General features: G+C 60.3%; 18 protein-coding genes. 9 read left to right on the top strand and 9 right to left on the bottom strand.

The window, feature by feature from the left end; genetic code table 11:
* Nucleotides 1-3: 3 nt before the first annotated feature.
* Nucleotides 4-1,011, bottom strand: a complete 1,008-nt coding sequence (gene dusA, locus ACR0AO_RS03650; protein WP_480599999.1) for a tRNA dihydrouridine(20/20a) synthase DusA — start codon at nucleotides 1,009-1,011, stop codon at nucleotides 4-6.
* Nucleotides 1,012-1,421: 410 nt separating this feature from the next.
* Between dusA and ACR0AO_RS03645 the strand changes: the two genes are divergently transcribed.
* The 3 genes from ACR0AO_RS03645 (at nucleotide 1,422) to ACR0AO_RS03635 (ending at nucleotide 3,248) form a co-directional block, all read left to right on the top strand.
* Nucleotides 1,422-1,847: a DUF2852 domain-containing protein gene (locus ACR0AO_RS03645; RefSeq protein WP_480599997.1), complete on the top strand. Its 426-nt coding sequence runs from the start codon at nucleotides 1,422-1,424 to the stop codon at nucleotides 1,845-1,847.
* Nucleotides 1,848-1,914: 67 nt separating this feature from the next.
* Complete coding sequence (locus tag ACR0AO_RS03640; protein ID WP_480599995.1) at nucleotides 1,915-2,352, top strand: RDD family protein; 438 nt, start codon at nucleotides 1,915-1,917, stop codon at nucleotides 2,350-2,352.
* A 71-nt stretch (nucleotides 2,353-2,423) separates the two neighbouring features.
* Entirely contained in the window at nucleotides 2,424-3,248 is an 825-nt protein-coding gene (locus tag ACR0AO_RS03635) for an arginyltransferase (protein ID WP_480599993.1), read from the top strand.
* 112 nt (nucleotides 3,249-3,360) lie between these two features.
* On the opposite strand, the gene ACR0AO_RS03630 is transcribed toward ACR0AO_RS03635, so the two are convergent.
* The 3 genes from ACR0AO_RS03630 to ACR0AO_RS03620 all read right to left on the bottom strand — a co-directional run bounded on the left by ACR0AO_RS03630 (nucleotide 3,361) and on the right by ACR0AO_RS03620 (nucleotide 7,863).
* Entirely contained in the window at nucleotides 3,361-5,715 is a 2,355-nt protein-coding gene (locus tag ACR0AO_RS03630; protein WP_480599990.1) for a TRAP transporter large permease subunit, read from the bottom strand.
* An 18-nt stretch (nucleotides 5,716-5,733) separates the two neighbouring features.
* Nucleotides 5,734-6,660 carry a TRAP transporter small permease subunit gene (locus tag ACR0AO_RS03625; protein ID WP_480599987.1) on the bottom strand — a complete coding sequence of 309 codons (927 nt, stop codon included), beginning with the start codon at nucleotides 6,658-6,660 and terminating at the stop codon, nucleotides 5,734-5,736.
* Nucleotides 6,661-6,780: 120 nt separating this feature from the next.
* Nucleotides 6,781-7,863: a TRAP transporter substrate-binding protein gene (locus ACR0AO_RS03620; RefSeq protein WP_480599985.1), complete on the bottom strand. Its 1,083-nt coding sequence runs from the start codon at nucleotides 7,861-7,863 to the stop codon at nucleotides 6,781-6,783.
* A gap of 252 nt (nucleotides 7,864-8,115) precedes the next feature.
* Here ACR0AO_RS03620 and ACR0AO_RS03615 point away from each other — a divergent pair, with 252 nt between their 5' ends.
* Nucleotides 8,116-9,549 carry a cache domain-containing protein gene (locus tag ACR0AO_RS03615; RefSeq protein ID WP_480599983.1) on the top strand — a complete coding sequence of 478 codons (1,434 nt, stop codon included), beginning with the start codon at nucleotides 8,116-8,118 and terminating at the stop codon, nucleotides 9,547-9,549.
* Entirely contained in the window at nucleotides 9,546-10,193 is a 648-nt protein-coding gene (locus tag ACR0AO_RS03610) for a response regulator transcription factor (RefSeq protein ID WP_480599981.1), read from the top strand. Before ACR0AO_RS03615 ends, ACR0AO_RS03610 begins: the two co-directional genes overlap by 4 nt.
* 66 nt (nucleotides 10,194-10,259) lie before the next feature.
* On the opposite strand, the gene ACR0AO_RS03605 is transcribed toward ACR0AO_RS03610, so the two are convergent.
* Nucleotides 10,260-11,105 (bottom strand): HalD/BesD family halogenase, encoded by an 846-nt coding sequence (locus tag ACR0AO_RS03605; RefSeq protein WP_480600851.1) that lies wholly within the window; start codon nucleotides 11,103-11,105, stop codon nucleotides 10,260-10,262.
* A gap of 429 nt (nucleotides 11,106-11,534) precedes the next feature.
* On the opposite strand from ACR0AO_RS03605, the gene ACR0AO_RS03600 reads away from it, so the two are divergent.
* From ACR0AO_RS03600 to ACR0AO_RS03590, 3 genes are all read left to right on the top strand, one after another.
* Nucleotides 11,535-13,286, top strand: a complete 1,752-nt coding sequence (locus tag ACR0AO_RS03600) for an acetolactate synthase 3 large subunit (protein WP_480599979.1) — start codon at nucleotides 11,535-11,537, stop codon at nucleotides 13,284-13,286.
* 67 nt (nucleotides 13,287-13,353) lie between these two features.
* Nucleotides 13,354-13,914 (top strand): acetolactate synthase small subunit, encoded by a 561-nt coding sequence (gene ilvN / locus ACR0AO_RS03595; protein WP_480599977.1) that lies wholly within the window; start codon nucleotides 13,354-13,356, stop codon nucleotides 13,912-13,914.
* A 318-nt stretch (nucleotides 13,915-14,232) separates the two neighbouring features.
* Nucleotides 14,233-15,015, top strand: coding sequence for a helix-turn-helix domain-containing protein (locus tag ACR0AO_RS03590; protein ID WP_480599975.1), 783 nt, complete (start codon nucleotides 14,233-14,235; stop codon nucleotides 15,013-15,015).
* 222 nt (nucleotides 15,016-15,237) lie between these two features.
* On the opposite strand, the gene ACR0AO_RS03585 is transcribed toward ACR0AO_RS03590, so the two are convergent.
* The 3 genes from ACR0AO_RS03585 to prfB form a co-directional block, all read right to left on the bottom strand.
* Nucleotides 15,238-16,044, bottom strand: coding sequence for a DUF2189 domain-containing protein (locus ACR0AO_RS03585; RefSeq protein WP_480599973.1), 807 nt, complete (start codon nucleotides 16,042-16,044; stop codon nucleotides 15,238-15,240).
* Nucleotides 16,045-16,070: 26 nt separating this feature from the next.
* Nucleotides 16,071-17,468 carry an amidase gene (locus ACR0AO_RS03580; protein ID WP_480599971.1) on the bottom strand — a complete coding sequence of 466 codons (1,398 nt, stop codon included), beginning with the start codon at nucleotides 17,466-17,468 and terminating at the stop codon, nucleotides 16,071-16,073.
* Nucleotides 17,469-17,551: 83 nt separating this feature from the next.
* On the bottom strand, nucleotides 17,552-18,679 hold the full coding sequence (prfB, locus tag ACR0AO_RS03575) for a peptide chain release factor 2 (RefSeq protein ID WP_480599969.1): 1,128 nt from the start codon (nucleotides 18,677-18,679) through the stop codon (nucleotides 17,552-17,554).
* A 68-nt stretch (nucleotides 18,680-18,747) separates the two neighbouring features.
* Between prfB and ACR0AO_RS03570 the strand changes: the two genes are divergently transcribed.
* Nucleotides 18,748-19,590, top strand: a complete 843-nt coding sequence (locus tag ACR0AO_RS03570) for an aminoglycoside phosphotransferase family protein (RefSeq protein ID WP_480599967.1) — start codon at nucleotides 18,748-18,750, stop codon at nucleotides 19,588-19,590.
* Here the strand turns inward: ACR0AO_RS03570 and ACR0AO_RS03565 are convergent.
* On the bottom strand, nucleotides 19,584-22,073 hold the full coding sequence (locus ACR0AO_RS03565; RefSeq protein WP_480599965.1) for a penicillin-binding protein 1A: 2,490 nt from the start codon (nucleotides 22,071-22,073) through the stop codon (nucleotides 19,584-19,586). The two genes, ACR0AO_RS03570 and ACR0AO_RS03565, sit on opposite strands and share 7 nt — an antisense overlap.
* Nucleotides 22,074-22,126 lie beyond the last annotated feature (53 nt).

The raw sequence follows: 22,126 nt of genomic DNA, 5'->3' as shown, positions 1-22,126 counted from the left end.
TTGTTACACCGCCTCTGCGGCCTCGACCAGTGGCGCGATCCGGGTCAGGGCCGCCTCGACCACTTCCGGCCCAGCGCCTTCGCGCACCGCGCCTTCGGACAGCGCCCGCCGCCAGCCGCGCGCGCCCGGACGGCCCGCGAACAGGCCCAGCATATGCCGGGTGATTTGGTGCAGACGCCCACCGTGGCTGAGATGGTGCTCGATATAGGGCAGCATCCGGCCCACTGCATCCAACGGGTTCGTGATCTGGCCCGTGCCGAAAATCTGCGTATCCGCCTCGCAAAGAATATCGGCCGGCTGGTGATAGGCGGCGCGGCCGATCATCACACCGTCGAGCCCGGCATCAAGATGCCTCCGCGCCTCGGCCAGCGAGGCGATACCGCCGTTGATCGAGATGTGAAGCTGCGGGAATTCGCGCTTCATCCGGTGCACAAGATCATAGTCCAAGGGCGGGATATCGCGGTTTTCCTTGGGGCTGAGACCCTGCAGCCACGCCTTGCGCGCATGGATCGTGACCCGCCTGCATCCGGCTTGCGAGATTTTGTCCAGAAACTCGGGCAGGACCTGTTCGGGGTCCTGATCATCCACGCCGATGCGGCATTTGACGGTGATATCCACATCCACCGCCTCGCGCATGGCTGTGACACACGCCGCAACACGATCCGGCTCTTTCATCAGCACGGCACCGAAAGTGCCCGATTGAACCCGGTCCGAGGGGCAGCCGCAATTGAGGTTGATCTCGTCATAACCGGCCTGCGCCCCAAGCCGCGCAGCCTGCGCCAGTTCCCTGGCGTCGGAACCTCCGAGTTGCAACGCCACCGGGTGTTCTTCGGGATTGAAGCCAAGCAGATGCAGCGCCCCGCCCCGCACCAGCGCAGGTGCCGTGACCATTTCCGTATAGAGCAAGGCGTTGCGGCTTAGGAGGCGGTGCAGATAACGACAGTGACGGTCGGTCCAGTCCATCATCGGTGCCACGCTTAAACGCGCCGCTTTTTGTGCGTTATTTTTCAAAGCGTTAACTCCGTACAACCTTGACGGCCCCTTTGGCACTATTTCCCCTGATTTCGTCGTATTCCTGCGGATTTCCGGGGTTCTCGATTCGAGCGTGCTACGGTGTAGCACATCCGAAGCGTACAAACAGCGGCCCGAATGCAGTTGGTTCCTGGCCCGGGAATCCCCGGTTCCATCTTCCGTGTTTCCCTTGGCATCCGGAGATCAAAACCTTGTTGCCGCATATAAATCTGCCAAAATTTGAAAAATGGACGTGTCGCGCCACAAACAAAACATGCCATCCCCGGCGACACCGGAAACGCGGGCATCGAGGGGAATGTAAATCTTTTTCACATTTCCTCTTGCAATCCCTCAATCCCTCACCATCTTGTTCAATGTGAAAGGTGTTTACATCAACCAGGAGAGTCCAGATGTCCACATTGTCAGACCCCGCCACCCCTGCCCAACCAGGATGGCTTTACCGTACCGAAGCCTGGCTTGACAGCAAAGGCAAGGGCGCATGGATCGCAGCGATGGTCCTTGGCTTTGTCTTCTTCTGGCCCATCGGCCTGGCCCTTCTTGCCTATCTGATCTGGAGCAAACGCATGTTCAGCAAATCCTGCAGCCGCCGCAAAACCTGGCACAGCCACATGAGCGCGATGAAACCTTCGGGCAACAGCGCATTCGATGCCTACAAGGCCGACACTCTGGCACGGCTGGAGCGTGAGCAGCAGGACTTCGAGGATTTCCTCAGACGCCTGCGTGAAGCCAAGGACAAGGCCGAATTCGATCAGTTCATGGACGAGCGCGCCCGCGCCAACCGGGACGACATGGACGAACCAAAAGACGACGCCTGACCCCAGACCGCCCTGCCCGGACATCCGGGCGGGGCGTATTGCCCCTGCCCTTTTCTGGACGAACCCCATGAACCACCTGCCCGATCCGGACCGTCAACCTCAGTTCTATCAGACCGTGGCAGTCAAACGCTTTGCCGCCTGGCTGATCGACGTGGCCATCATTTCGGTCTTCAGCATGATCGCAGTGCTGCTGACCGTGGGGCTGGGCCTGTTCTTTCTGGCCCTGATCTATATGGTGATCAGTTTCGTATACCGTGTCGCCACCATCACAAACGGCTCGGCCACCTGGGGTATGCGGTTCATGGGGATCGAGTTGCGCGACGCATTCGGGGCACGCATGGATGCGGGCAAGGCGCTCGCGCACACTGCCGGCTATTTCGTCAGCATGGCGTTTCCGGTGATACAGGTGGTCTCGGTCATCATGATGCTGACCAGCGCACGCTGTCAGGGACTGACCGATGCTTTCCTCGGAACGGTTGCCCTGAACCGGCGGGCAATCGCCTGAAAGCGCTTCATTGAATCCTTGGCGGGTTCCGAAACGGTTGCTATCATCAACCAAACAAACACGGAACCCGCATGCGCCACACGCTGCCGATAGCGCCACAATTCTATGTGACGGCACCTCAGCCGTGTCCTTATCTTGAGGACCGGATGGAACGGAAATTGTTCACCGCCCTGCAAGGCGAAGGCGCGAACCGGCTGAACGATTCCCTGTCGAAACAGGGTTTTCGCCGATCCCAGAACGTGTTGTACCGACCCTCCTGCACGGAATGTTCCGCCTGTCTTTCCGCCAGGATCGACGTGTCCGCCTTCAGCCCCGGGAAAAGCCAGAAACGAACCGCCAAGCGCAACGAGCATCTTGAGCGCCGCGCCATGTCTCCCTGGGCCACGGACGACCAGTTCGAGTTGTTCCGGCGCTATCTGGACGCCCGGCATGCCGACGGCGGCATGGCCGACATGGACGTGTTCGAATTCGCGGCGATGATCGAGGAAACTCCGATCCGCAGCCGGGTTGTCGAGTATTCCGACAGGCGCACCGGCGACCTGATGGCCGTCAGCCTGACGGACGTTCTCGAAGACGGGCTGAGCATGGTCTATTCCTTTTACGACCCCTATCAGCCGCAGAACTCGCTGGGCACCTTTATGATCCTCGATCATATCGACATCGCCCGCGAGGCCGGATTGCCGTATGTCTATCTGGGCTATTGGGTGCCGGGCAGTTCCAAGATGGGATACAAGGCCAAGTTCTCGGGCCTGGAAATCTATCTCGGGGGACGCTGGGAAAGGGTGAAGAACCCTCGCGCATACGAAGATATCACGCACCACCCCCTGGCCACCGATCCGATTGCCGAGCAGGTCGCGAATATCCAACTGCCCGACCGGCACCCGACCAAGGGCTGAGACCGGATATATCAACCGCCGCTGACAGTCGCGCCAAAGCGGCCTTTTTTCCTGCAACAAACGTAAAAGGGAGCCCGAAGGCTCCCTTTTCTATTATTGCCGCCAGCCTCGATCAATTCGGAATCAGTGCCGGTACGATCGTCACGATGGCCGGGAAGAACCACAGTATTCCGATCCCCACCACCTGAATGATCACGAACGGAATGATGCCCCGATAGATATGGCCTGTCGTGACCTCCTTGGGCGCCACACCGCGCAGGTAGAATAGCGCGAAGCCGAAGGGCGGTGTCAGGAACGAGGTTTGCAGGTTCACCGCCACCATGATCGTGACCCATTTCGGATCGAACGACCCGCCATAGATCACCGGCCCCACGATGGGGATCACGATGTAGATGATTTCGAGGAAGTCCAGAACAAAGCCCAGAATGAACAGCACCAGCATCACGATCAGGAAGACCGTGAACTCGTTGTCAAAGCTTTTCAGGAATTGCTGGATATAGTGTTCGCCGCCGAACGAGATCACCACCAGGTTCAGCAATTGCGATCCGATCAGGATGGTGAACACCATCGACGTCACCTTGGCCGTCTCGCGCACAACCGGTGTAAGAACGCCACTGGTAAACAGCACCCAGCAGCCAAACAGCAGACCGAACAGAGCATAAAGATAGGTGGCATAGGCCAGAATGAAGGCGACCCACGACTCGAAGTTGACATTGCCCTGATTGATGCGCAGATCGAAGTTCACACCGATCAGCAGACAGATGATGATCGCGAAGGTCGACCAGATGATGACCCGGCCGGACCGGCCCTGATCCTGAAGCTTGCGATAGGCCGCCAGCATGATAGCGCCGCCCGCCCCCAGCGCCGCCGCCGGCGTCGGGTTGGTGATGCCGCCCAGGATCGACCCGAGAACCGCGATGATCAGAACCAGTGGCGGGAAAACCACTCGGATCAGATCATTGCTCGCACAGCGTATCGCCGCTTCCTTGCAGCCATAGATAGCCAAAAAGAAGGGCAGTGCCAGCATGACAAACGTAGTCCCGGACGAGGTCGTCGGTGCGACTGCAAGAATGTCGACCAGCACCACGCCCAGCAGACCCAGAGAGCCCAATATCAGGGGCATCGCCGGGCGCGAGGGCGCAATGCCGCGCGCCAGAATCAGCGTCAGGCCGAGCAGGACAACGACCAGGGCAACGCCGGTGCCGATCGGGGCCGCGGCCGCGATCTTGGCCGCTCGGGCCGCTTCAAATTCCTCGTCGCTCAGCTTTTGCGATTCAGTTGAGCCGCCCGCTTCGTCGATCTGCGCCTGCTCGGCCACGGCCTGATCCCAGGCCGACTGACCATGCAGTTCGATCATCGACGCCTTGCATTCGGCCGAAACATTGGTGCGCAGCGACGCGCCCTCGGAAATGTCCGAGAACGCCGAAACGGTAACGTCCTGATTGCCGATCAGCCCGACACTGCCCATCAGAACGGCACCCGCAATCAGCCCGAGCGGCGCCGCCAGCAACCAGGTCAGACCTTCGGCGCGGGTGATCGGCTCACCGCTGCCGCCCGACATCGGAACTGCAGGCGCGTGTTCCGGATTCAGCAGCGCATAGCCGAATGCATATAGCGCATAAAGGAAGGCCAGCATTATCCCGGGCAGCAACGCGGCCTGGAACAGCGTGCCAACCGAAACCACCGCCGGTTCGCCCAGATACGTCAGGGCGTCGGAACAGCCTGCCGTGGTGGCACGGGTCTCCTGCGCGGCGGAATAGAGGTCGCCGGCAAGAGTGCCCAGCAGCACGATCACGATCGAAGGCGGAATGATCTGCCCCAACGTCCCGGAAGCCGCGATCACCCCGGTTGCCAGTTCCGGCGAATAGTTGTTGCGCAACATGGTGGGCAGCGCCAGCAGCCCCATCGTCACCACGGTTGCGCCGACAATCCCGGTCGAAGCGGCCAGAAATGCCCCCACCACCACGATCGACACCGCCAGGCCACCCGGCAGCGGGCCAAAGACGCGCGCCATCGTGGTCAGCAGATCGTTGGCGATCTTGGAACGTTCCAGCGTGATGCCCATCAGCACGAACATCAGCACGGCCAGCAGCGTTTCGATGGATTGCCCCGCCAGTACCCGCTCGTTCATGCGGTTAACGATGAACGAGATGTTGCGGTCCATCGCGGTTTCCCAGCCGCCGACAAAAACGTTCTCGGCGACGCGTGGCAAATCCGGGTATCGGAAGACCGAAATCGTGTCCGGCTTCACACCTGAAGCGATCAGATCGGAATACAGTTGCGACCCGGTGTCGATCGCCTGGTGCACCAGCAACCCTGCGCTATCGAGCGCGGCGATGATGCCGAATGAGATGATCCCGGCGCCGCCAATGGCGAAGGCCACCGGAAAGCCGCTCAGGATGCCTCCGAAAAGGCAAAGAAACACGATAATGAGGCCAATTTCGACGCCATCAAGACCGAATAGCATATTCCCTAGTCCCCGTACTTAATGAGCGCCTTCATAGGCTTCTTCACCTTCGCCAAGCGTATCCTTGTCGAGGTATTTGCCTGCACTTTCCGGCCCTTCCACGAACTCCAGATACGAGCGGTAGAAGAACGCGATGGCGTGCAGGAAGACCATTGCAGCGAATGACACCAGCAGGATCTTGAACAGGAAATACCCGTTGAATCCGTTGGGGCTGAAGCCGATGGTTTCCACGTTCCAGCGCAGGGCGCGGGATTTCATGAGCAGACGGTCCAGCGCGTCAGAGGCCGAGGGTTTCGGCACGATCAGGTGCCGCCACATGAAATACCAGCCATACATCCAGGTCAGCACCGCCATCGGCATCATGAACATCAGCGACCCCAGCATGTCCACGACACGTTTGCCGCGATGGCTGAGCCCGGCATAGATCAGGTCGACGCGCACGTGGCCGCCCTGCACGAATGTGTAGGTGGCACACATGCAAACCACCATCGCGTTGTAAAGTTTCAGCTCTTCGGCATACCAGCTGATGTCCAGCTGAACCGGGATGCCGAAACCAAACACCATGTCGGGGCGCGCAAATACCCGCTGCATGAAGACAATGACGATCTGCTGGATCACCATCAGCAGGCCCGCCCAGGCAAAGAAGCGTCCGGTCGTGTTGGCAAACCCTTCCAGCCCGCGCACCATACCCCACATGAAGCCGCGCCTGTACACTCCGATGGCGGTCAGCACCAGAAACAGGGTGAACACGACAAAGAAGAATTCGACCGAGCCGCCGTAATAGACAAAGCGCATGATCGCCTCTTTGTCCGACCAGTTCAGCCAGAGCTGCGGATGCGTGACGGCGTATCCGAGGTTATAGAAGGCTTCGGCGATGTTCTGAAGGAACCAGATAAGTCCATTCCACAATGCGCCGAAAAACGAGATGCCGTTTTCGTCCTGCATGTTGTCCCCAGGGTCTCGTCAGTTGCCGGCTATGGCTGCGAACCCCACCTGTTCGCGCCCGGGCAACGGGAAAAGTTCCCCCGCCTTGCGCGGAGGAACCGGTTTTTTGCGGATAACAGCCTAGCCCAGAACGCGGTCGCGCTGAGCGGTGTAGATCCGCGAGGACTTGCTGTCCCAGGCCGCCGAGGCTTTCATCGACTCCATGGCACTGTCGTGGATCTTCTTGAACAGCTCGTCGCCCATGTTTTCCTGCATCACTTCTGCCGAAGCTTTGCCGAAGGCGTCCCAAACGCTGTCGGGGAATTCCACGGCCTTCACGCCCGAAGACTGCAGACGCTGCAGCGAGGAACCGTTGTTGGCAAGGAACTGTGCCAAGTTCCACTGGTGGCATTCGGCGGCCGCGATTTCGATGATCTTCTGCTGGGCCGGGCTCAGGCCTTCGAAGACTTCGCGGTTGGTTGCCACGGACAGGCCCGCGCCCGGTTCATGGAAGCCTGCGGTATAATAGGTCTTGGTGACCTCCTGGAAACCGGCCTTTTCGTCTGCCCATGGTCCGATCCATTCGGTGCCGTCGATCGCGCCGGACGCCAGCGCCTGATACACCTCGCCACCCGGCAGGTTCTGCACCGATGCGCCAAGCTTGCCCAGCGCCTTGCCGCCAAGGCCGGGCATCCGGAACTTGAGACCGTTGAAATCCTCGGGGCCATTGATCTCTTTCGCGAACCAGCCACCCGCCTGAGCACCGGTGTTGCCCGCCAGGAAGGATTTCAGACCAAAGATCTGGCCCAGCTCGTCATGCAGTTCGGCGCCGCCGGCATGATAATACCAGTTCACCAGTTCCTGTGCGGTCATGCCGAACGGCACGGCGGTAAAGAATGCATAGCCCGGATGCTGGCCGACGAAATAGTAGTCGGCGCCGTGATACATATCCGCCTGGCCTGCGGTCACCGCGTCGAACACCTCGAACGCACCGACAAGTTCGCCTGCGGCCTTGAGATCCACCGTAAGCTGGCCATCGCTCATCGCGGTGATGTTGTCGGCGACACGCTGCGCGGCGTCGTGCACGCCTGCAAATCCGCGCGGCCAGGTCGTGACCATGGTCAGCGTACGCTTGTCCTGCGCATAGGCCGGGGCCGCCAGGGTGGTGGCCGCCGCGGCCGAGCCGCCCAGAGCGGAAGTTTTCAGAAATGAACGACGATCCATATGAGTGATCCTCCCCTATTTTAGTAATGCCCGAAGCGCGGGCTCCGGACGGATCGTTTCAGGTGGCGCCAGCCTAGCGAAGCAGAAATCTATGTGAATACCTAGTACTGCGTAGAGGCCGGATTTTTTCCTTCAAACTCAGGGATTCGCGCAGAAAAATGATACCCGACCCCTCTGCCGGGACTTCACACCCTTTTGTGATGCATACCAATCCTTTTGATTTTCCGGCCACGCTTGCGTAACGATTCGGACATGCGGTCAATTCGTGATCTGATCAAATTGAGCTATGCGCAGAAACTCGCGCTGGTGGCGGCCATCCCTCTGGTGGTCGCAGTGGCGGCAATTGCGGTGATGGTGACATTCGAGGCCCGCGCAACCGCAGAACGCGAGATCAAGGCGCTGGAAAAGCGGTTGATCGAAACCAAGAAAGATGAGCTTAGAAATTATGTGACGCAGGCGCGGAACGGGTTCGGCTATATCTACGGCCCCGCCGCGCCGGACGACGAAAAGGCCAAGACCCGGGTCGCGCAGGTTCTGGCGGCAATGATCTATGGCTCCGACGGGTTCTTTTTCGTCTATGACTATGACGGAACCAATCTGGTCAGCCCCCGGCAGACCGAGTTCATCAACCGAAACTGGGAAGGGCTGACCGACAGTAACGGGATACCGGTGGTGAATGAATTCATCCGTCTGGCCCGCGAGGGGGCGGGCTGGCACAGTTTCATGTGGGAAAAGCCGTCGACCGGGGAAGAGGCGATGATGATCGCCTATGTCGTGGGCCTGCAGGATTGGCAATGGGCGGTCGGAACCGGCGTTTTCATCGACGACATTCTTGCGACGGTCGCCAATGCGCGGGCCGAGGTCGAGGCGCGGGTGCAGCGCACATTCTACTATATTGGCGCCATCGTGCTGGCGGCGCTGTTGATCGTGTTCCTGTCGGGTATGCTTTTGAACATCCGAGAACGGCGGCTGGCCGATGCCAAGCTCAAGGAACTGACCCAGCGCGTATTCGATGCGCAGGAAGAAGAACGGGGCCGCGTTGCACGCGAGTTGCATGACAGTATCAGTCAGATCCTCGTCGGTGTGCGCTTTGCGCTGGACAACGCCCGGCGGCGTCTGGGGCGTGGCGACGGCGAAGGCGCAAGCGCGCCGCTGGAGAAAGGTATCGAAAACCTGGGCACTGCCATCACCGAGGTGCGCCGGATCAGCCGCGACCTGCGCCCAGGCGTACTGGACGATCTGGGGCTCGGCCCTGCGGTCAAAGCACTGACCGACGATTTTCGCGAGCGCACCGGCATCGAGACGGAATTCACCACAGTGGTTTTTCGCAACCGGCTGGATCAGGACAGCAAGATCGCCCTCTACCGTATCGCGCAGGAAGCCCTGACGAATATCGAGCGCCATTCCGGCGCCACGCATGTCTCAATCGATCTGCGCGGGCACAAGAAGGGCGCGACCATGCGCATTGCGGATAACGGTCGCGGGCTGCGGTCTCAGCCGGGTCAGGTCACTCAGGGTATTGGCCTGCGCAACATGCAGGAACGGATCGAACAGCTTGACGGCACCCTGCGCATCCTGTCATCACGCGGCGCACAAAGCGGCACGGTGATCGAAGTCAGCCTGCCGCTCAGCCACCTGTTGTCTCCCGGCGAGGAGGCGACGCCGAAAAGAAAGGCCGGAACATGAGCGTCGATCCTGTTCGCGTCCTGATCGTCGACGATCACCCGATGGTCGCCGAAGGCATTCAATCCATCCTTGAAAGCTATGAGGACATTCTGGTCGTCGGAACGCTCGGCAACGGGCAGGAAGCCGTTGACAATGCCGCCACCTTGGCGCCCGACGTGGTGCTGATGGACCTTAACATGCCCGGTCTGGGCGGGTTGAGCGCAACCGAGATGATTCTGGAACGCCTGCCCCGAACACGCATTCTGATCCTCTCGATGCATGACAGCCCCGAATATATCTCGACCGCCCTCAGTCACGGCGCGGTGGGCTATGTGCTCAAGGATGTCCCGACCGACGAGATCAAACAGGCAATCGACGCCGTCATGCGCGGTGAACGGTATCTGTGCACGGGCGCAATCGGTTCGCTGGAACCGAAGGCGGGTGAAACGCGCGAGGCGCTTACCGGGCGCGAGCAGACGATCCTTTTGCAACTGGCACAGGGCAAATCGAACAAGGAAGTCGCGATCGCGCTCGACATATCGGTACGCACCGTTGAAACGCATCGCAAGAACATCAAGCGCAAGCTTGGCATTTCGTCGACCGCAGGGCTGACCCGCTATGCGATGGAGCATGGAATGCTCCAAGGCACCGGCGTCGGTTTCTGATCCCGCCGCATTCCGGCATTGGCGCGCATGACGATCCGGCGGGCTGCTGCCGTATCTTGAAAGGTTTCAGTCCAGCAGCCGGTCCGAACGGCGCCCCTCGCGTTCGTAATGATGCGGCAGCACACGACCATAGAGTTGCCGGGTCCGTTCGACCCCGCCGCACATGCCTTCGGTTTCGACAAAGGAAAAGATGCCGACATAGCGTTTTCTGTCCCCCCGGACCGGTGCGACGCGGTGCAACGAGTAACGTCCCTTGAAAATCTGCAGGTCTCCGGGCCGAAGTTCCAAACGACTCACTTGGGTCATGTCTCCGTCAAGTATTTGGGCCACGCCCTCGAAGTTTTCGTCGTCGGATGTGCGCAGGTTCGGCGCATATTCGAACTCTCCGCCCGACTCTCCGTTCTGTATCGCCAGCGTCACCGTGTAGTTGTTTGTGTCGAAATGCCAGGGAAACCCCTGCCCTTCCTCGACCACATTGATGATGACATCCGCAAGTGGATCGTCGTAGCGGAAAAAACGGTCCTCGGTTTCATTCAAACTTTCGCGTATGAACGGCATGAAGCCCGGATATTCGTAGATTTGCCGCAATGGCCCCGTCGCCGGAAAGTTGTCTGCGGGAACAAAAGAATTCGACCGATCGTAGAAACGCCGCGCCGGATGATTTGGGCTGAGGCCTGGATTGTCCTTGCTGAAATAGGCGTTGGTTCGGTTGAAGGAACGATGCGCCATGGGTGCCACTGCGTCGGCTTCGCGGACGAGCAGTTCGACGCCCTGCTCATGAACGAAACCTGGCAGTACCGCACATCCGTCCTCATCCAGATCGCGCCGGAGATCGCTGACCATGCGCCTGTAGGCAGGCGAGCCTGGCCTGTCGATCGGATACCGGCCCAAATCCACCAAATCGTAAAGCATCATGCGAATGGTCCCCGCAACTGAGTTTTTTGAATGGCTTTCCACCAGCGTGGCAGGTCAATCGGAGCCGTTCAGGTCTGTTTCGGACATGAGGTTGACGGTTTTTGCCCTCATCGGCGATACGATGTGGTTTTCCGCCGGGTCAGTTTGACGGAAGTTCCCCGCATGCGGCAATCTGCGCAACAAAATGTCGCGAATACAGGGGCCCGGATCATGTTTTGGACAGATTGGCTGTTGACGCTTCTGGCGCCCGACCATAATGTCCCCGCCAGCAAGAAGGAGCCAGTGGCAATGACCACTCTAGTCGTAGTCGTAGGAACAAAGCGCATGGGCCGGTAACGGAATACCATAATCGAACCCATGCGCCTCCGAATGATCGGGGGCTTTTTTTATGCTGAACGGACGCATGTCGCCAATGGAGCAAAGCAGATGACACGTGAGATGACCGGTGCAAAGATGGTGGTTCAGGCCCTCAAGGATCAGGGCGTGGACACGGTATTCGGATATCCCGGTGGCGCGGTACTGCCGATCTATGACGAGATTTTTCTGCAAAACGATATCCGCCACATTCTGGTGCGGCACGAACAGGGCGCGGTGCACGCCGCCGAAGGTTATGCCCGCTCGACCGGTAGGCCCGGCGTGGCGCTGGTGACTTCCGGCCCCGGTGCGACCAACGCGGTGACCGGCCTGACCGACGCGCTGATGGATTCGATCCCGATCATCGTACTGACCGGGCAGGTTCCGACCTTCATGATCGGCTCGGACGCCTTTCAGGAGGCCGACACCGTGGGCATCACGCGCCCCTGTACCAAGCATAACTGGCTGGTGAAGGACACAGACACGCTCGCCGCCACTCTGCACGAGGCGTTCCATGTCGCCACCGCGGGCCGCCCCGGCCCGGTGCTGATCGACATTCCCAAGGACGTGCAGTTTGCAAGCGGTGAATATCAGCCACCCAGACCGTCGACCTCGCATTATCAGCCGGTGCTCAAGGGCGATCTGGATGAGATCACCGAACTGGTTGCCGCGATGGAGACCGCGAAAAAGCCGGTGTTTTATACCGGAGGTGGCGTCATCAATTCGGGCGCGGCCGCAAGCCAGCTGCTGCGCGAGCTGGTCGATGCGACCGGGTTTCCGATCACCTCGACCTTGATGGGCCTGGGCGCCTATCCGGCATCCGGCCCGAACTGGCTGGGTATGCTGGGCATGCACGGGCTTTACGAGGCCAACATGGCGATGCACGACTGTGACCTGATGATCAATGTCGGGGCGCGTTTCGATGACCGCATCACCGGACGCATCGATGCCTTCAGCCCGCATTCGAAAAAGGCGCATATCGACATCGACCCATCCTCGATCAACAAGGTGATCCGGGTCGATATCCCCATCGTGGGGGACGTGGCGCATGTGCTGGAGGACATCCTGAAGGTCTGGAAATCGCGGGGCCGCAAGACCGACGCGGCCAACGTGGCGCAATGGCAGGCGCAGATTGCGGATTGGCGCAAGGTGAACTGTCTTGCCTTCACCAACAGCGAAAAGACGATCAAACCGCAATATGCGCTTCAGCGCCTCGAGGAACTGACCAAGGGGCATGACCGTTATGTCTGTACCGAGGTCGGTCAGCACCAGATGTGGGCGGCGCAGTTCATGGGTTTCGAAGATCCGCATCGCTGGATGACCTCGGGCGGGCTGGGAACCATGGGATACGGATTTCCAGCCTCCATCGGTGTGCAGATGGCGCACCCCGAGGCGCTGGTGATCAACGTCGCCGGTGAGGCATCGTGGCTGATGAACATGCAGGAGATGGGCACCGCCGCCCAGTACCGCCTGCCGGTGAAACAGTTCATCCTCAACAACGAGCGCCTGGGCATGGTGCGCCAGTGGCAGGAACTGCTGCATGGCGAGCGCTATTCGCATTCGTGGTCCGAGGCGCTGCCCGATTTCGTGAAGCTGGCCGAAGCCTTCGGCGCCAAGGGAATCTGCGTGAGCGATCCCGCCGACCTGGATGACGCGATCATGGAAATGATCAACTATGACGGCCCGGTGATCTTTGACTGTCTGGTCGAAAAGCACGAGAACTGCTTTCCGATGATCCCGTCGGGCAAGGCGCATAACGAAATGCTGCTGGGCGAAGCCGAGACGCAGGGCGTGATTCAGTCCGGCGGCGCGGTGCTGGTGTAACACGATTCAACGAATTTTGCCGGATCTCTCGCAGTCTGGCACAAATTGAATGAGGAAAGGGACGTAAATGTCTGCCCTACATATCAAACAAGGTTCCACCCGCCATTCCGCCTATAACCTGCGCCCGACCTTTTCGGACGTGCAGGAAAAGCACACGATCGCGGTTCTGGTGGAAAACGAACCCGGCGTTCTGGCTCGCGTCATTGGGTTGTTCTCGGGCCGTGGCTACAACATCGAAAGCCTCACGGTGGCCGAGGTGGACCATACCGGGCATCTGAGCCGCATCACCATCGTCACCACCGGTACGCCGCAGGTGATCGAACAGATCAAGGCCCAGCTTGGACGCATCGTATCGGTACGCGACGTGCATGACCTGACCGTCGAAGGTGCGTCCGTCGAAAGGGAGCTGGCGATGCTCAAGGTGGTCGGCCAGGGCGACAAACGGGTCGAAGCCCTGCGGCTCGCCGATATCTTTCGCGCCAATGTGGTCGACAGCACCTTGAACTCGTTCATCTTCGAGATCACCGGAGCGCCGGACAAGATCGACGCGTTTGCCGATCTGATGCGGCCGCTTGGGCTGGTCGAAATCGCCCGGACCGGCGTCGCGGCCCTGTTGCGGGGCGACTGACGCATTTGCCGGCGCGCCCGCGGCACCATGCGGCGGGCGCTGAATGACCGGGCCTGCCGGGATCACGTATCGGAAAATCAGGACCGCGGGATGTGAGCTCTGACAATTATGTCTAGTTATTTCCACATACTCGCGAACAAAATGCACAAATTTGCCAATTGTTTTGTTGCTTTTGCGCGTTGACCGTTTAGGTTTCCAGACAATATCGCGCGTGTCAGTATACACAGTCTTCTTCACGGCACCTGTTTCCCGCGATCGGCCGGACCTGTCCCGAAGTTGTTGTGTCTGTCGCTTGGGAACAACACATCTGGATCCTCAATGACTGAAGCCAAGCGGTCTCCTGCCGAATTGCGCGGCGTTTTTGGAGCAAATCTTCGCCAACTTTCCAAACGGTTTTCTTCTGTCACCGAACTAACCCGGCAATTGGGTGTTAACCGCACGCAGTTCAACCGGTATCTCTCGGGTGAAAGCTTCCCCCGCCCCGAGGTTCTGGATCAGATATGCCGATTTTTTGATGTCGACGCCCGAATTCTGTTGGCGCCCATCGAAGAAATCGATCCTCGTGGCGCGATGCAGAACACTCCGTTTCTGACGGGGTTTTCTGCAGCCAGCGCGGTTGAACCGCACATAGACGACTTCCCTGGCGGATTTTACAGGATATCGAAACGGCACCGCGAAGCTACGGACAAATATTCGCTGGGGATCATCTTTGGGTTCAGGTCCACGTCCGGCACATTCTTTCGCGGCTTCACGCCTGAACACACAGCCCGGCAAGACCGCAGATCGCGGGAATTTCGCGGCTATGTGGTGAAATCGGGAAGCGGCATCGCCTTGGTCGCGTCTCATCGCGGCACGACCGCTTGTTCATATGCGCTTTTGACACCGATGGGGCAAGCAACGGATGCATTCTGGCAAGGGTTTGTGATGCAGTCGATTTCCGATGACGACGACAGGGTCATAGCCAAACCATTGGCACTCGACTATCTCGGACCCGGATGGCAGTCGGCCCGGGACGCGGTGAAGACCTCGGGAATTGTCGAGATTGCCCGACTGCCCGCCAGCCACCGCCAACTGCATGGATCGCGGCCCGACCAGCGCTGAACCGGGCAGGTTGCCAGGCACGGGAAACTTTGGCTGTCGCCGAATCAAAAGCGCGGACAGAGGCATGTTCCGCCATTCCCGGAGCCGCCAAAAAAAGGCCCGCTGGCGAAAGGGAGATTTTCGGATTGACCGTGTGCTCCCGCCCATTGTCGCCGCCCCTTCGGGGCCTCTCCTCTGGTTGGGTCGGGCGCGGAGCAGGCAAGCCTGCACCGCGCGGTTGCATCAGGCCGTTTCCCCAACCGCACTCTGATCGGGCTTCGCATCGTCGGCGATGGCGATCTGGCGGTAAAGATGCCAACTGGCATGGCCAAGCCAGGGCAATACGACAAGCAGGCCCAGAAACCACGGCAACAGCGCCAGAAAGGTCACTACGGCGACGAGCAGAGCCCAGCCAAGCATCACGACGGCATTGGTTTTGACATAGGAGAAGCTTGCGATCATGGCGGTGACGAAATCAAGCTCGCGGTCGAGCAGCATCGGAATAGACAAAACCGAAATCATATAGAGCAGCAAGGCGAACACCGCCCCCACCGCCGTCCCGACCGTCAGCATCATCAGACCGTTCAGCGTCGTGAAAACTTCGAATGAGGAAGAGACATTCGTCATCGTCGACAGGCCCAGAAACAGCGCAAAGACCATGTGGCCAAGAAAGAACCAGAACAGGAAAACAACCACGATGATCGCGCAGATCGACGGCAGTTGCCGGCGGCTTTGCTGAACCACCACGCCAAAGATCGCCCCATAATCAAGTGGTTCGTTCTGATCGAGACGGTGCGATACCTCATAGAGGCCCACCGCCGCGAAGGGGCCAATCAGCGGAAAGCCGATTGCCGCCAGCACCAGCCAGAACGTGGTCCCCGTCTGGATCGTGACCCATGCCATTGCCCAGCCGGCCAGCACGTAAAAGCCCGCGAATAACAGCCCGAACACCGGCGCGCGCATGAAATCGCGCCAGCCCCGGCGTAGCGCCACGCGCAGCATGGCGGTATTGGCTGGCTTCAGACGCGGAACGCCAAATGGTTTCTCCATGAATTCCTCCCCTGTCGGATCCGGCTCTACATTGCCGGTCTTTCTTGCGGCCACCCGGTTTCCGCGTGATAGGCCGCCCCCAATCCCAAAAGTCGCGCATCGCTGCCGCGCCGGCCGAAGATCTGCAGGCCCATCGGCAGCCCCTTGGCCCCGAACCCAGCCGGAACGGTGAGGCAAGGCAGGCCCGAAAGGCTGACCGGAGCGAAAACCTGCATCCAGCGGTGATACGTGTCCATGCCAAGGCCCGCAATTTGGGCCGGGTAAGGCAGATTGACATCGAACGGCCAGACCTGCGCGGCAGGCAGCACCAGGGCGTCATATTCCTCGAACAGCGCGGCAGCACGGCGAAACCAGGCGGAACGGATGACGCTGGCGCGGTGGACCTCCATCGCGCTCAACGCAAGACCACGATCCAGTTCCCATCGGGCGCTGTCCTTGAGCATCGCCTTGTCCGCGTTCAGCGGCGCGAGGCGGGCCGCTACGCTCCATGACCGCAAGGTGATACAGCTTTCCCAGATCTGTTCGGCGTCGAAAGGCGGCGGCACGGGTTGGACCGTACAGCCCAGAGACCGGAAGACCTCCAATGCGCCTTCGCACAGCGCCAGGATACCGTCTTCCATCGGAAAGGCCCCATCCCAGTCGCCGAGCCAGCCGATCCGCATCCCCGCTGTTTCCGCCGGACGGACGGGCGATACCGGATCACTGGCACCGGGGTGCGGCTGACGCGGGTCAGGGCCCGAGATCACGTCGAGAAGAAGCCCGATATCCTCAGGGCTGCGCGCCATTGGCCCCAATGTCGAAAGCTGGTGCAGAAACGTGTCGCCCAGAGGCTCGGACGGCACCCGGCCCCAGCTTGGGCGAAACCCATAGACATTGTTCCACGCCGCCGGGTTGCGCAGGCTGCCCATCATGTCGGAACCGTCGGCCAGCGCCACCATACCTGTGGCCAGCGCAACCGCCGCGCCGCCGGATGAGCCACCGCAGGACAGCGCCGGGTCATAAGGATTGCGGGTCACACCATAGACCGGGTTGAAAGTGTGAGAGCCCAAACCGAATTCGGGCACGTTGGTTTTACCGATCAGGATCGCCCCCGCCGCCCGCATCCGTGCGGCGATCAGGTCATCCGATTTCGGAATGTGGTTCCTGAAAACCGGCGAGCCCTGCGTCGAAACCACGCCCGCCACATTCACCAGATCCTTGACGGCAATCGGCAACCCATGCAACGGGCCAAGACGGGGGCCGGCATCCAGCGCCACGGCCTCGGCCATCAATGTGTCCTCGTCACGCAGCGCGACAATGGCGTTGACCTTGTCGTTGACCGCGCCGATCCGATCGAGTGTGGCCCGCATCAGTTCCGCCGCAGACAGGCGACCTGCGGAAATGGCGGACAGCAGCTCGGTGGCAGAGGATCGGTTCAAGTCCATGGGCGCTCACATCTGATGGTTGAGCTTACCCTAGACGCCGCCCGATTTCTTTTAAACCCACTGTTTGAATGTATCTTTCGGGGTCAGTCGTCCGCCCGCGCCTCGGACCGGCTTTTGCCCGATACGTTCAGCGCCAGCGTCGCGGCCATGAACCCGTCGAGATCGCCATCGAGCACGCCCTTGGTGTCCGATGTTTCGTGATTGGTGCGCAGGTCCTTGACCATCTGATAGGGCTGCAACACGTAAGACCGGATCTGGTTGCCCCAGCCCGCGTCGCCCTTGGCTTCGTGCGCCGCGTTGATCTCGGCGTTGCGGCGGTCCAGCTCCTGCTGATACAGGCGCGACTTCAGCGCCTTCATGGCGATGTCGCGGTTCTGGTGCTGCGACTTTTCGGAACTGGTCACGACGATCCCGGTCGGGATGTGGGTGATCCGCACCGCCGAGTCCGTGGTGTTGACGTGCTGGCCACCCGCCCCGGACGACCGGTAGGTATCGACGCGGATATCGGCCGGGTTCACCTCGATCTCGATATTGTCGTCGACCACCGGATAGACCCAGACCGAGCTGAACGAGGTATGCCGCTTGGCGGCCGAGTCAAAGGGCGAGATCCGTACCAGCCGGTGCACGCCGCTTTCCGATTTCAGCCAGCCATAAGCGTTATGGCCGGAAATCTTGTAGGCGACCGATTTGATCCCGGCCTCTTCACCCGGCGTTTCCGATTGCAGCTCGACGTCATAGCCTTTTTTCTCGGCCCAACGGACATACATGCGCGCCAGCATCGACGCCCAGTCGCAGCTTTCGGTGCCACCGGCACCCGAATTGATTTCGAGGAAGGTGTCGTTGCCGTCCGCCTCGCCGTTCAACAGCGCTTCGAGTTCTTTCTTCGCGGCCTTTGCCTTGAGCGTCTTCAGAGTGTTTTCGGCGTCGGTGACAACCTCTTCATCCTCTTCCATTTCGCCCAGTTCGATCAGTTCGACATTGTCGTTGAGGTCCGTCCTGATCGCCTCATAGGTTTCGATGGCATCGACCAGAACCTGCCGGTCACGCATCAGCTTTTGCGCATTTTCGGGATTGTCCCACAGGTTGGGGTCCTCGACGCGGGCGTTGAACTCTTCCAGACGGTGCGGCGCGGTTTCGTAATCCATCCGCTGAGCCAGAAGCTCCAGCGACTTTTGGATGTCCGCCACGATGTTTTGAATTTCGGCGCGCATGGTCTGGTCCCAACTTGCTCAATCAGGCCTGCGTGATAGCAATTGGTTCGGGACACCACAAGACGGGCATGGCGCGAATGCGGGAAGAGTTGAATGACGTCGTTGACAGATGGCGGCTGACGATCCTTTTTCATGTCGCGGATACCGGTCTGGCGCGGATCTGGAAAGTCAGGACTGGTGACGGGTCACTGGCGGCGCTGAAGCTTTATGCCCGGGCGGATCGTGGAAATGAAGCACCGGGCTCGCGGCTGTTGGCGGCGTGGCGGGATCGCGGCGCGGTGCCGATTATCGCGGAAACATCGAACGCCGTTCTGATGCAGTGGCTGGAAGGCGCTTCGCTTGGCGACATGGCGCGCAGGGGCCGGCAGGACGCTGCCCTGACGATGTTGGCCGAAACCGCACGCCGGTTGCATCGGGTCCCGCAGGTGGAAGTGAAGGGTTTACAACCACTGGAACAGGTTTTCGCACCGCTTTTGGGCTGCGCCCGTGGCGCGGGTTGCCCCACCTCTCTGTGGCGGGACCTGGCGCGCGCGACCGCCTTGGCCGAGAGGTTGCTGGACAGTCAGGACATCCGCGTGCCGCTGCATGGCGATCTGCATCCCGACAACGTGATCCTGACGAAATCCGGACCCCGCGTGATCGACGCCAAAGGATATTGGGGCGATCCGGGGTTCGAATTGGCGAATGCGCTGCGCCACCCCAAGGGGATGCCGGAACTGGTCAGGCAACCCGCGCAGATCGACCGCAGCGTGGCGCTGTATTCCGGAGCGATGGGCGTATCGCCCCGGCGCCTGTCGGAATGGGCCGCCGCCAAATGCGCCTTGTCCATCGTATGGCGGTCGGACGGGACAGTCACCGAGGATGCCGAAGCCGACCTGCTGAGCCTGCTCGTGGAAAAGGCGGGTCAGTAAAGGCCGCCGGAACTGACAGTGCCGAAATTCGCCTTGGGTCCGACCGTGGTGGTCTGACCGGTCGAGGTTCGCACCTGTTGCCCGGCCTGTTGCACCTCTTCGAACAGCGGCAGATCGGAGCCCATCGCGAAACCACCGTCATAGGTCAGACCAAAGATCGGGTCGACGCCGTCGCGGAAGTATTCGGCCACCACATACTCGCCTGCCGCGTCATCCGGCAGGCGCGCACCGGTGAAGCGGTCGATCTTGATGAAATACCCGCCGGGCGGCACGTCGAACGGGCCGCCGCCATATTTCGCCACGGCGGTTTCCATGAAACTCTGGAACACGGGCCCGCACATTGACGAACCATAGGCCGACCGGCCCATCGGGCGCGGTTGGTCGTAGCCGATATAACAGCCCGCAACGATGTTCGAGGTGAAGCCGATGAACCACACATCCTTGGCGTCGTTGGTGGTTCCGGTCTTGCCTGCGGTCGGTACCGGCAGGTTCACCGCCCCCGCGGCAGTACCGCGTTCGACAACGCCGCGCATCATCGAGGTCAGCTGATAGGCGGTGATCGGATCCATCACCCGTTCGCGGTTGGTCACGATCCGGGGCGACGAATCGCGGGCGATCCGGTCGGAATTGCAATCCACGCATTCGCGCTTGTCGTGGCGATAGATCGTTTTGCCGAACCGGTCCTGAATGCGGTCTACCAAAGTCGGCTGCACCCGCTCGCCACCATTGGCAAACATCGCATAGGCCGACACCATCTGGTAAAGCGTGGTTTCCTGCGCGCCCAGCGAATTGGCCAGATACGGCCCCATGCGATCATAGACACCGAACCTTTCGGCATAGCCCGCGACCACGGGCATCGAGACCTCTTGCGCGAGACGGATGGTCATCAGGTTCCGCGACCGTTCGATCCCCGTACGCAAGGGCGTCGGTCCATAGAACTTGTTCGACGAGTTCTTGGGCCGCCACAATCCTTGCGGCGTGTTCACCTCGATGGGTGCGTCCACAACGATGGTCGCAGGGCTGTAGCCACTATCAAGCGCCGCCGCATAGACGAAGGGCTTGAAGCTCGACCCCGGCTGCCGCAGCGCCTGAGTGGCGCGGTTGAACACGGAATCCTGATAGCTGAACCCGCCCTGCATCGCCAGAACCCGGCCCGAATTGACGTCCATCGCGACAAAGCCGCCCTGAACTTCGGGAACCTGACGCGCCGACCATTGGCCGTCATCTTCCTCACGAACCAGAATCACATCGCCGCGTTTGAAATTCGCGGCGAAATCCCCCTGCATCCACTTGATGTCAGAACGGGGGATGACACCGTCTGCGGGGCCGCCCTCGACGCCTACCGTCAGCTGCTCGGAGGCGACGCCTAGCACAACCGCCGGAAACCATTGCGTTGGCAGAATCACGTCGCGCGGCACTTCGGTCTGCGCCAGCGCCTCTCGCCAGCTATCCTCGCTGGCCATCTGTTCTTCGGTCAGGGCCACGTCGGTGCCGCGCCAGCGACCACGCGACCGGTCATATTTCTCCAGAGCTTCGCGCAGGGCGCGCGCCGCCTCGACCTGCATTTCCTCGTCAATCGAAGCGCGCACGCTGAAGCCGCCGGTGAAAAACTCGCCCTCGCCGAAATCCTCGCTCAGCTGGCGGCGTATCTCGTCGGTGAAATAGTCGCGCGGCGGCAATGCGGTACGGAAACTTTCAAAGTCGCCATTCTGCACCGAACGCAGGGGCTGTTCGACTTCGGCCTCATAGGTCGCCTGATCGATATACCCGTTCTCGCGCATCTCGCGCAGAACATAGTTTCGCCGCGCCTTCAGCCGGTCCTTCTGGCGCACCGGGTGAAAGTCCGAGGGTGCTTTGGGCATCGCCGCCAGCATGGCAGCCTCGTGCGGGGCTAGTTCCTGAAGGGTTTTGTTGAAAAACGTCTGGGCCGCGGCGGTGACGCCATAGGAGTTTTGCCCCAAATATATCTCGTTCAGATACAGCTCGAGGATCTGTTCCTTGTTCAGCGAATCCTCAAGCCGGGTGGCCAGAATGATCTCTTTGATCTTGCGTTCGGCGCGCCGGTCGCCGGACAGCAGAAAGTTCTTCATCACCTGCTGCGTGATGGTCGAGGCCCCGCGCACGTTCTCGCCCTTGGAGCGCACCGCCTCGACACCGGCGGCGACGATGCCGCGAATGTCATATCCCTGATGAGTATAGAAGTTCTTGTCTTCGGCTGAAATGAAAGCTTGTTTGACAAGTTCGGGGATCTCTTCGGAGGGGGTGAACAGACGCCGTTCCTGCGCGAATTCGTCGATCAGATGCCCTTCGCCGGAATAGATCCTGCTGATCGTCGGCGGTTTGTACTGCGCCAGCGACTCGTGGCTGGGCAGGTCGCGGCCATACATCCAGAACACGCCCCCGATGGTCAGGGCGGCCATGAAAATGCCTAGCGTCACGAGGCTGAAAATCGCCCCGAAGAAGGAGAATACAAACCGGATCACATCGATGCCTTTATTCCGCGGTGGTGCCTATATAGTCACGCCCTGTCGCGGGG

Source organism: Ruegeria sp. AF8, assembly GCF_056541825.1.
The sequence above is the reverse complement of the archived record's forward strand: the minus strand, read 5'-3'. Positions and strand labels throughout refer to the sequence as shown.

Excerpts from the sequence above, each read along its gene's own strand:
- ACR0AO_RS03600 (WP_480599979.1), top strand. The coding sequence starts at position 11,535 with ATGACACGTGAGATGACCGGTGCAAAGATGGTGGTTCAGGCCCTCAAG.
- ACR0AO_RS03585 (WP_480599973.1), bottom strand. The coding sequence starts at position 16,044 with ATGGAGAAACCATTTGGCGTTCCGCGTCTGAAGCCAGCCAATACCGCC.
- ACR0AO_RS03570 (WP_480599967.1), top strand. The coding sequence starts at position 18,748 with ATGGCGCGAATGCGGGAAGAGTTGAATGACGTCGTTGACAGATGGCGG.
- prfB (WP_480599969.1), bottom strand. The coding sequence starts at position 18,679 with ATGCGCGCCGAAATTCAAAACATCGTGGCGGACATCCAAAAGTCGCTG.
- ACR0AO_RS03610 (WP_480599981.1), top strand. The coding sequence starts at position 9,546 with ATGAGCGTCGATCCTGTTCGCGTCCTGATCGTCGACGATCACCCGATG.
- ACR0AO_RS03620 (WP_480599985.1), bottom strand. The coding sequence starts at position 7,863 with ATGGATCGTCGTTCATTTCTGAAAACTTCCGCTCTGGGCGGCTCGGCC.
- ACR0AO_RS03580 (WP_480599971.1), bottom strand. The coding sequence starts at position 17,468 with ATGGACTTGAACCGATCCTCTGCCACCGAGCTGCTGTCCGCCATTTCC.
- ACR0AO_RS03645 (WP_480599997.1), top strand. The coding sequence starts at position 1,422 with ATGTCCACATTGTCAGACCCCGCCACCCCTGCCCAACCAGGATGGCTT.
- ACR0AO_RS03630 (WP_480599990.1), bottom strand. The coding sequence starts at position 5,715 with ATGCTATTCGGTCTTGATGGCGTCGAAATTGGCCTCATTATCGTGTTT.
- ACR0AO_RS03615 (WP_480599983.1), top strand. The coding sequence starts at position 8,116 with ATGCGGTCAATTCGTGATCTGATCAAATTGAGCTATGCGCAGAAACTC.
- ACR0AO_RS03590 (WP_480599975.1), top strand. The coding sequence starts at position 14,233 with ATGACTGAAGCCAAGCGGTCTCCTGCCGAATTGCGCGGCGTTTTTGGA.
- ACR0AO_RS03625 (WP_480599987.1), bottom strand. The coding sequence starts at position 6,660 with ATGCAGGACGAAAACGGCATCTCGTTTTTCGGCGCATTGTGGAATGGA.
- ACR0AO_RS03640 (WP_480599995.1), top strand. The coding sequence starts at position 1,915 with ATGAACCACCTGCCCGATCCGGACCGTCAACCTCAGTTCTATCAGACC.
- ACR0AO_RS03605 (WP_480600851.1), bottom strand. The coding sequence starts at position 11,105 with ATGCTTTACGATTTGGTGGATTTGGGCCGGTATCCGATCGACAGGCCA.
- ACR0AO_RS03635 (WP_480599993.1), top strand. The coding sequence starts at position 2,424 with ATGCGCCACACGCTGCCGATAGCGCCACAATTCTATGTGACGGCACCT.
- ilvN (WP_480599977.1), top strand. The coding sequence starts at position 13,354 with ATGTCTGCCCTACATATCAAACAAGGTTCCACCCGCCATTCCGCCTAT.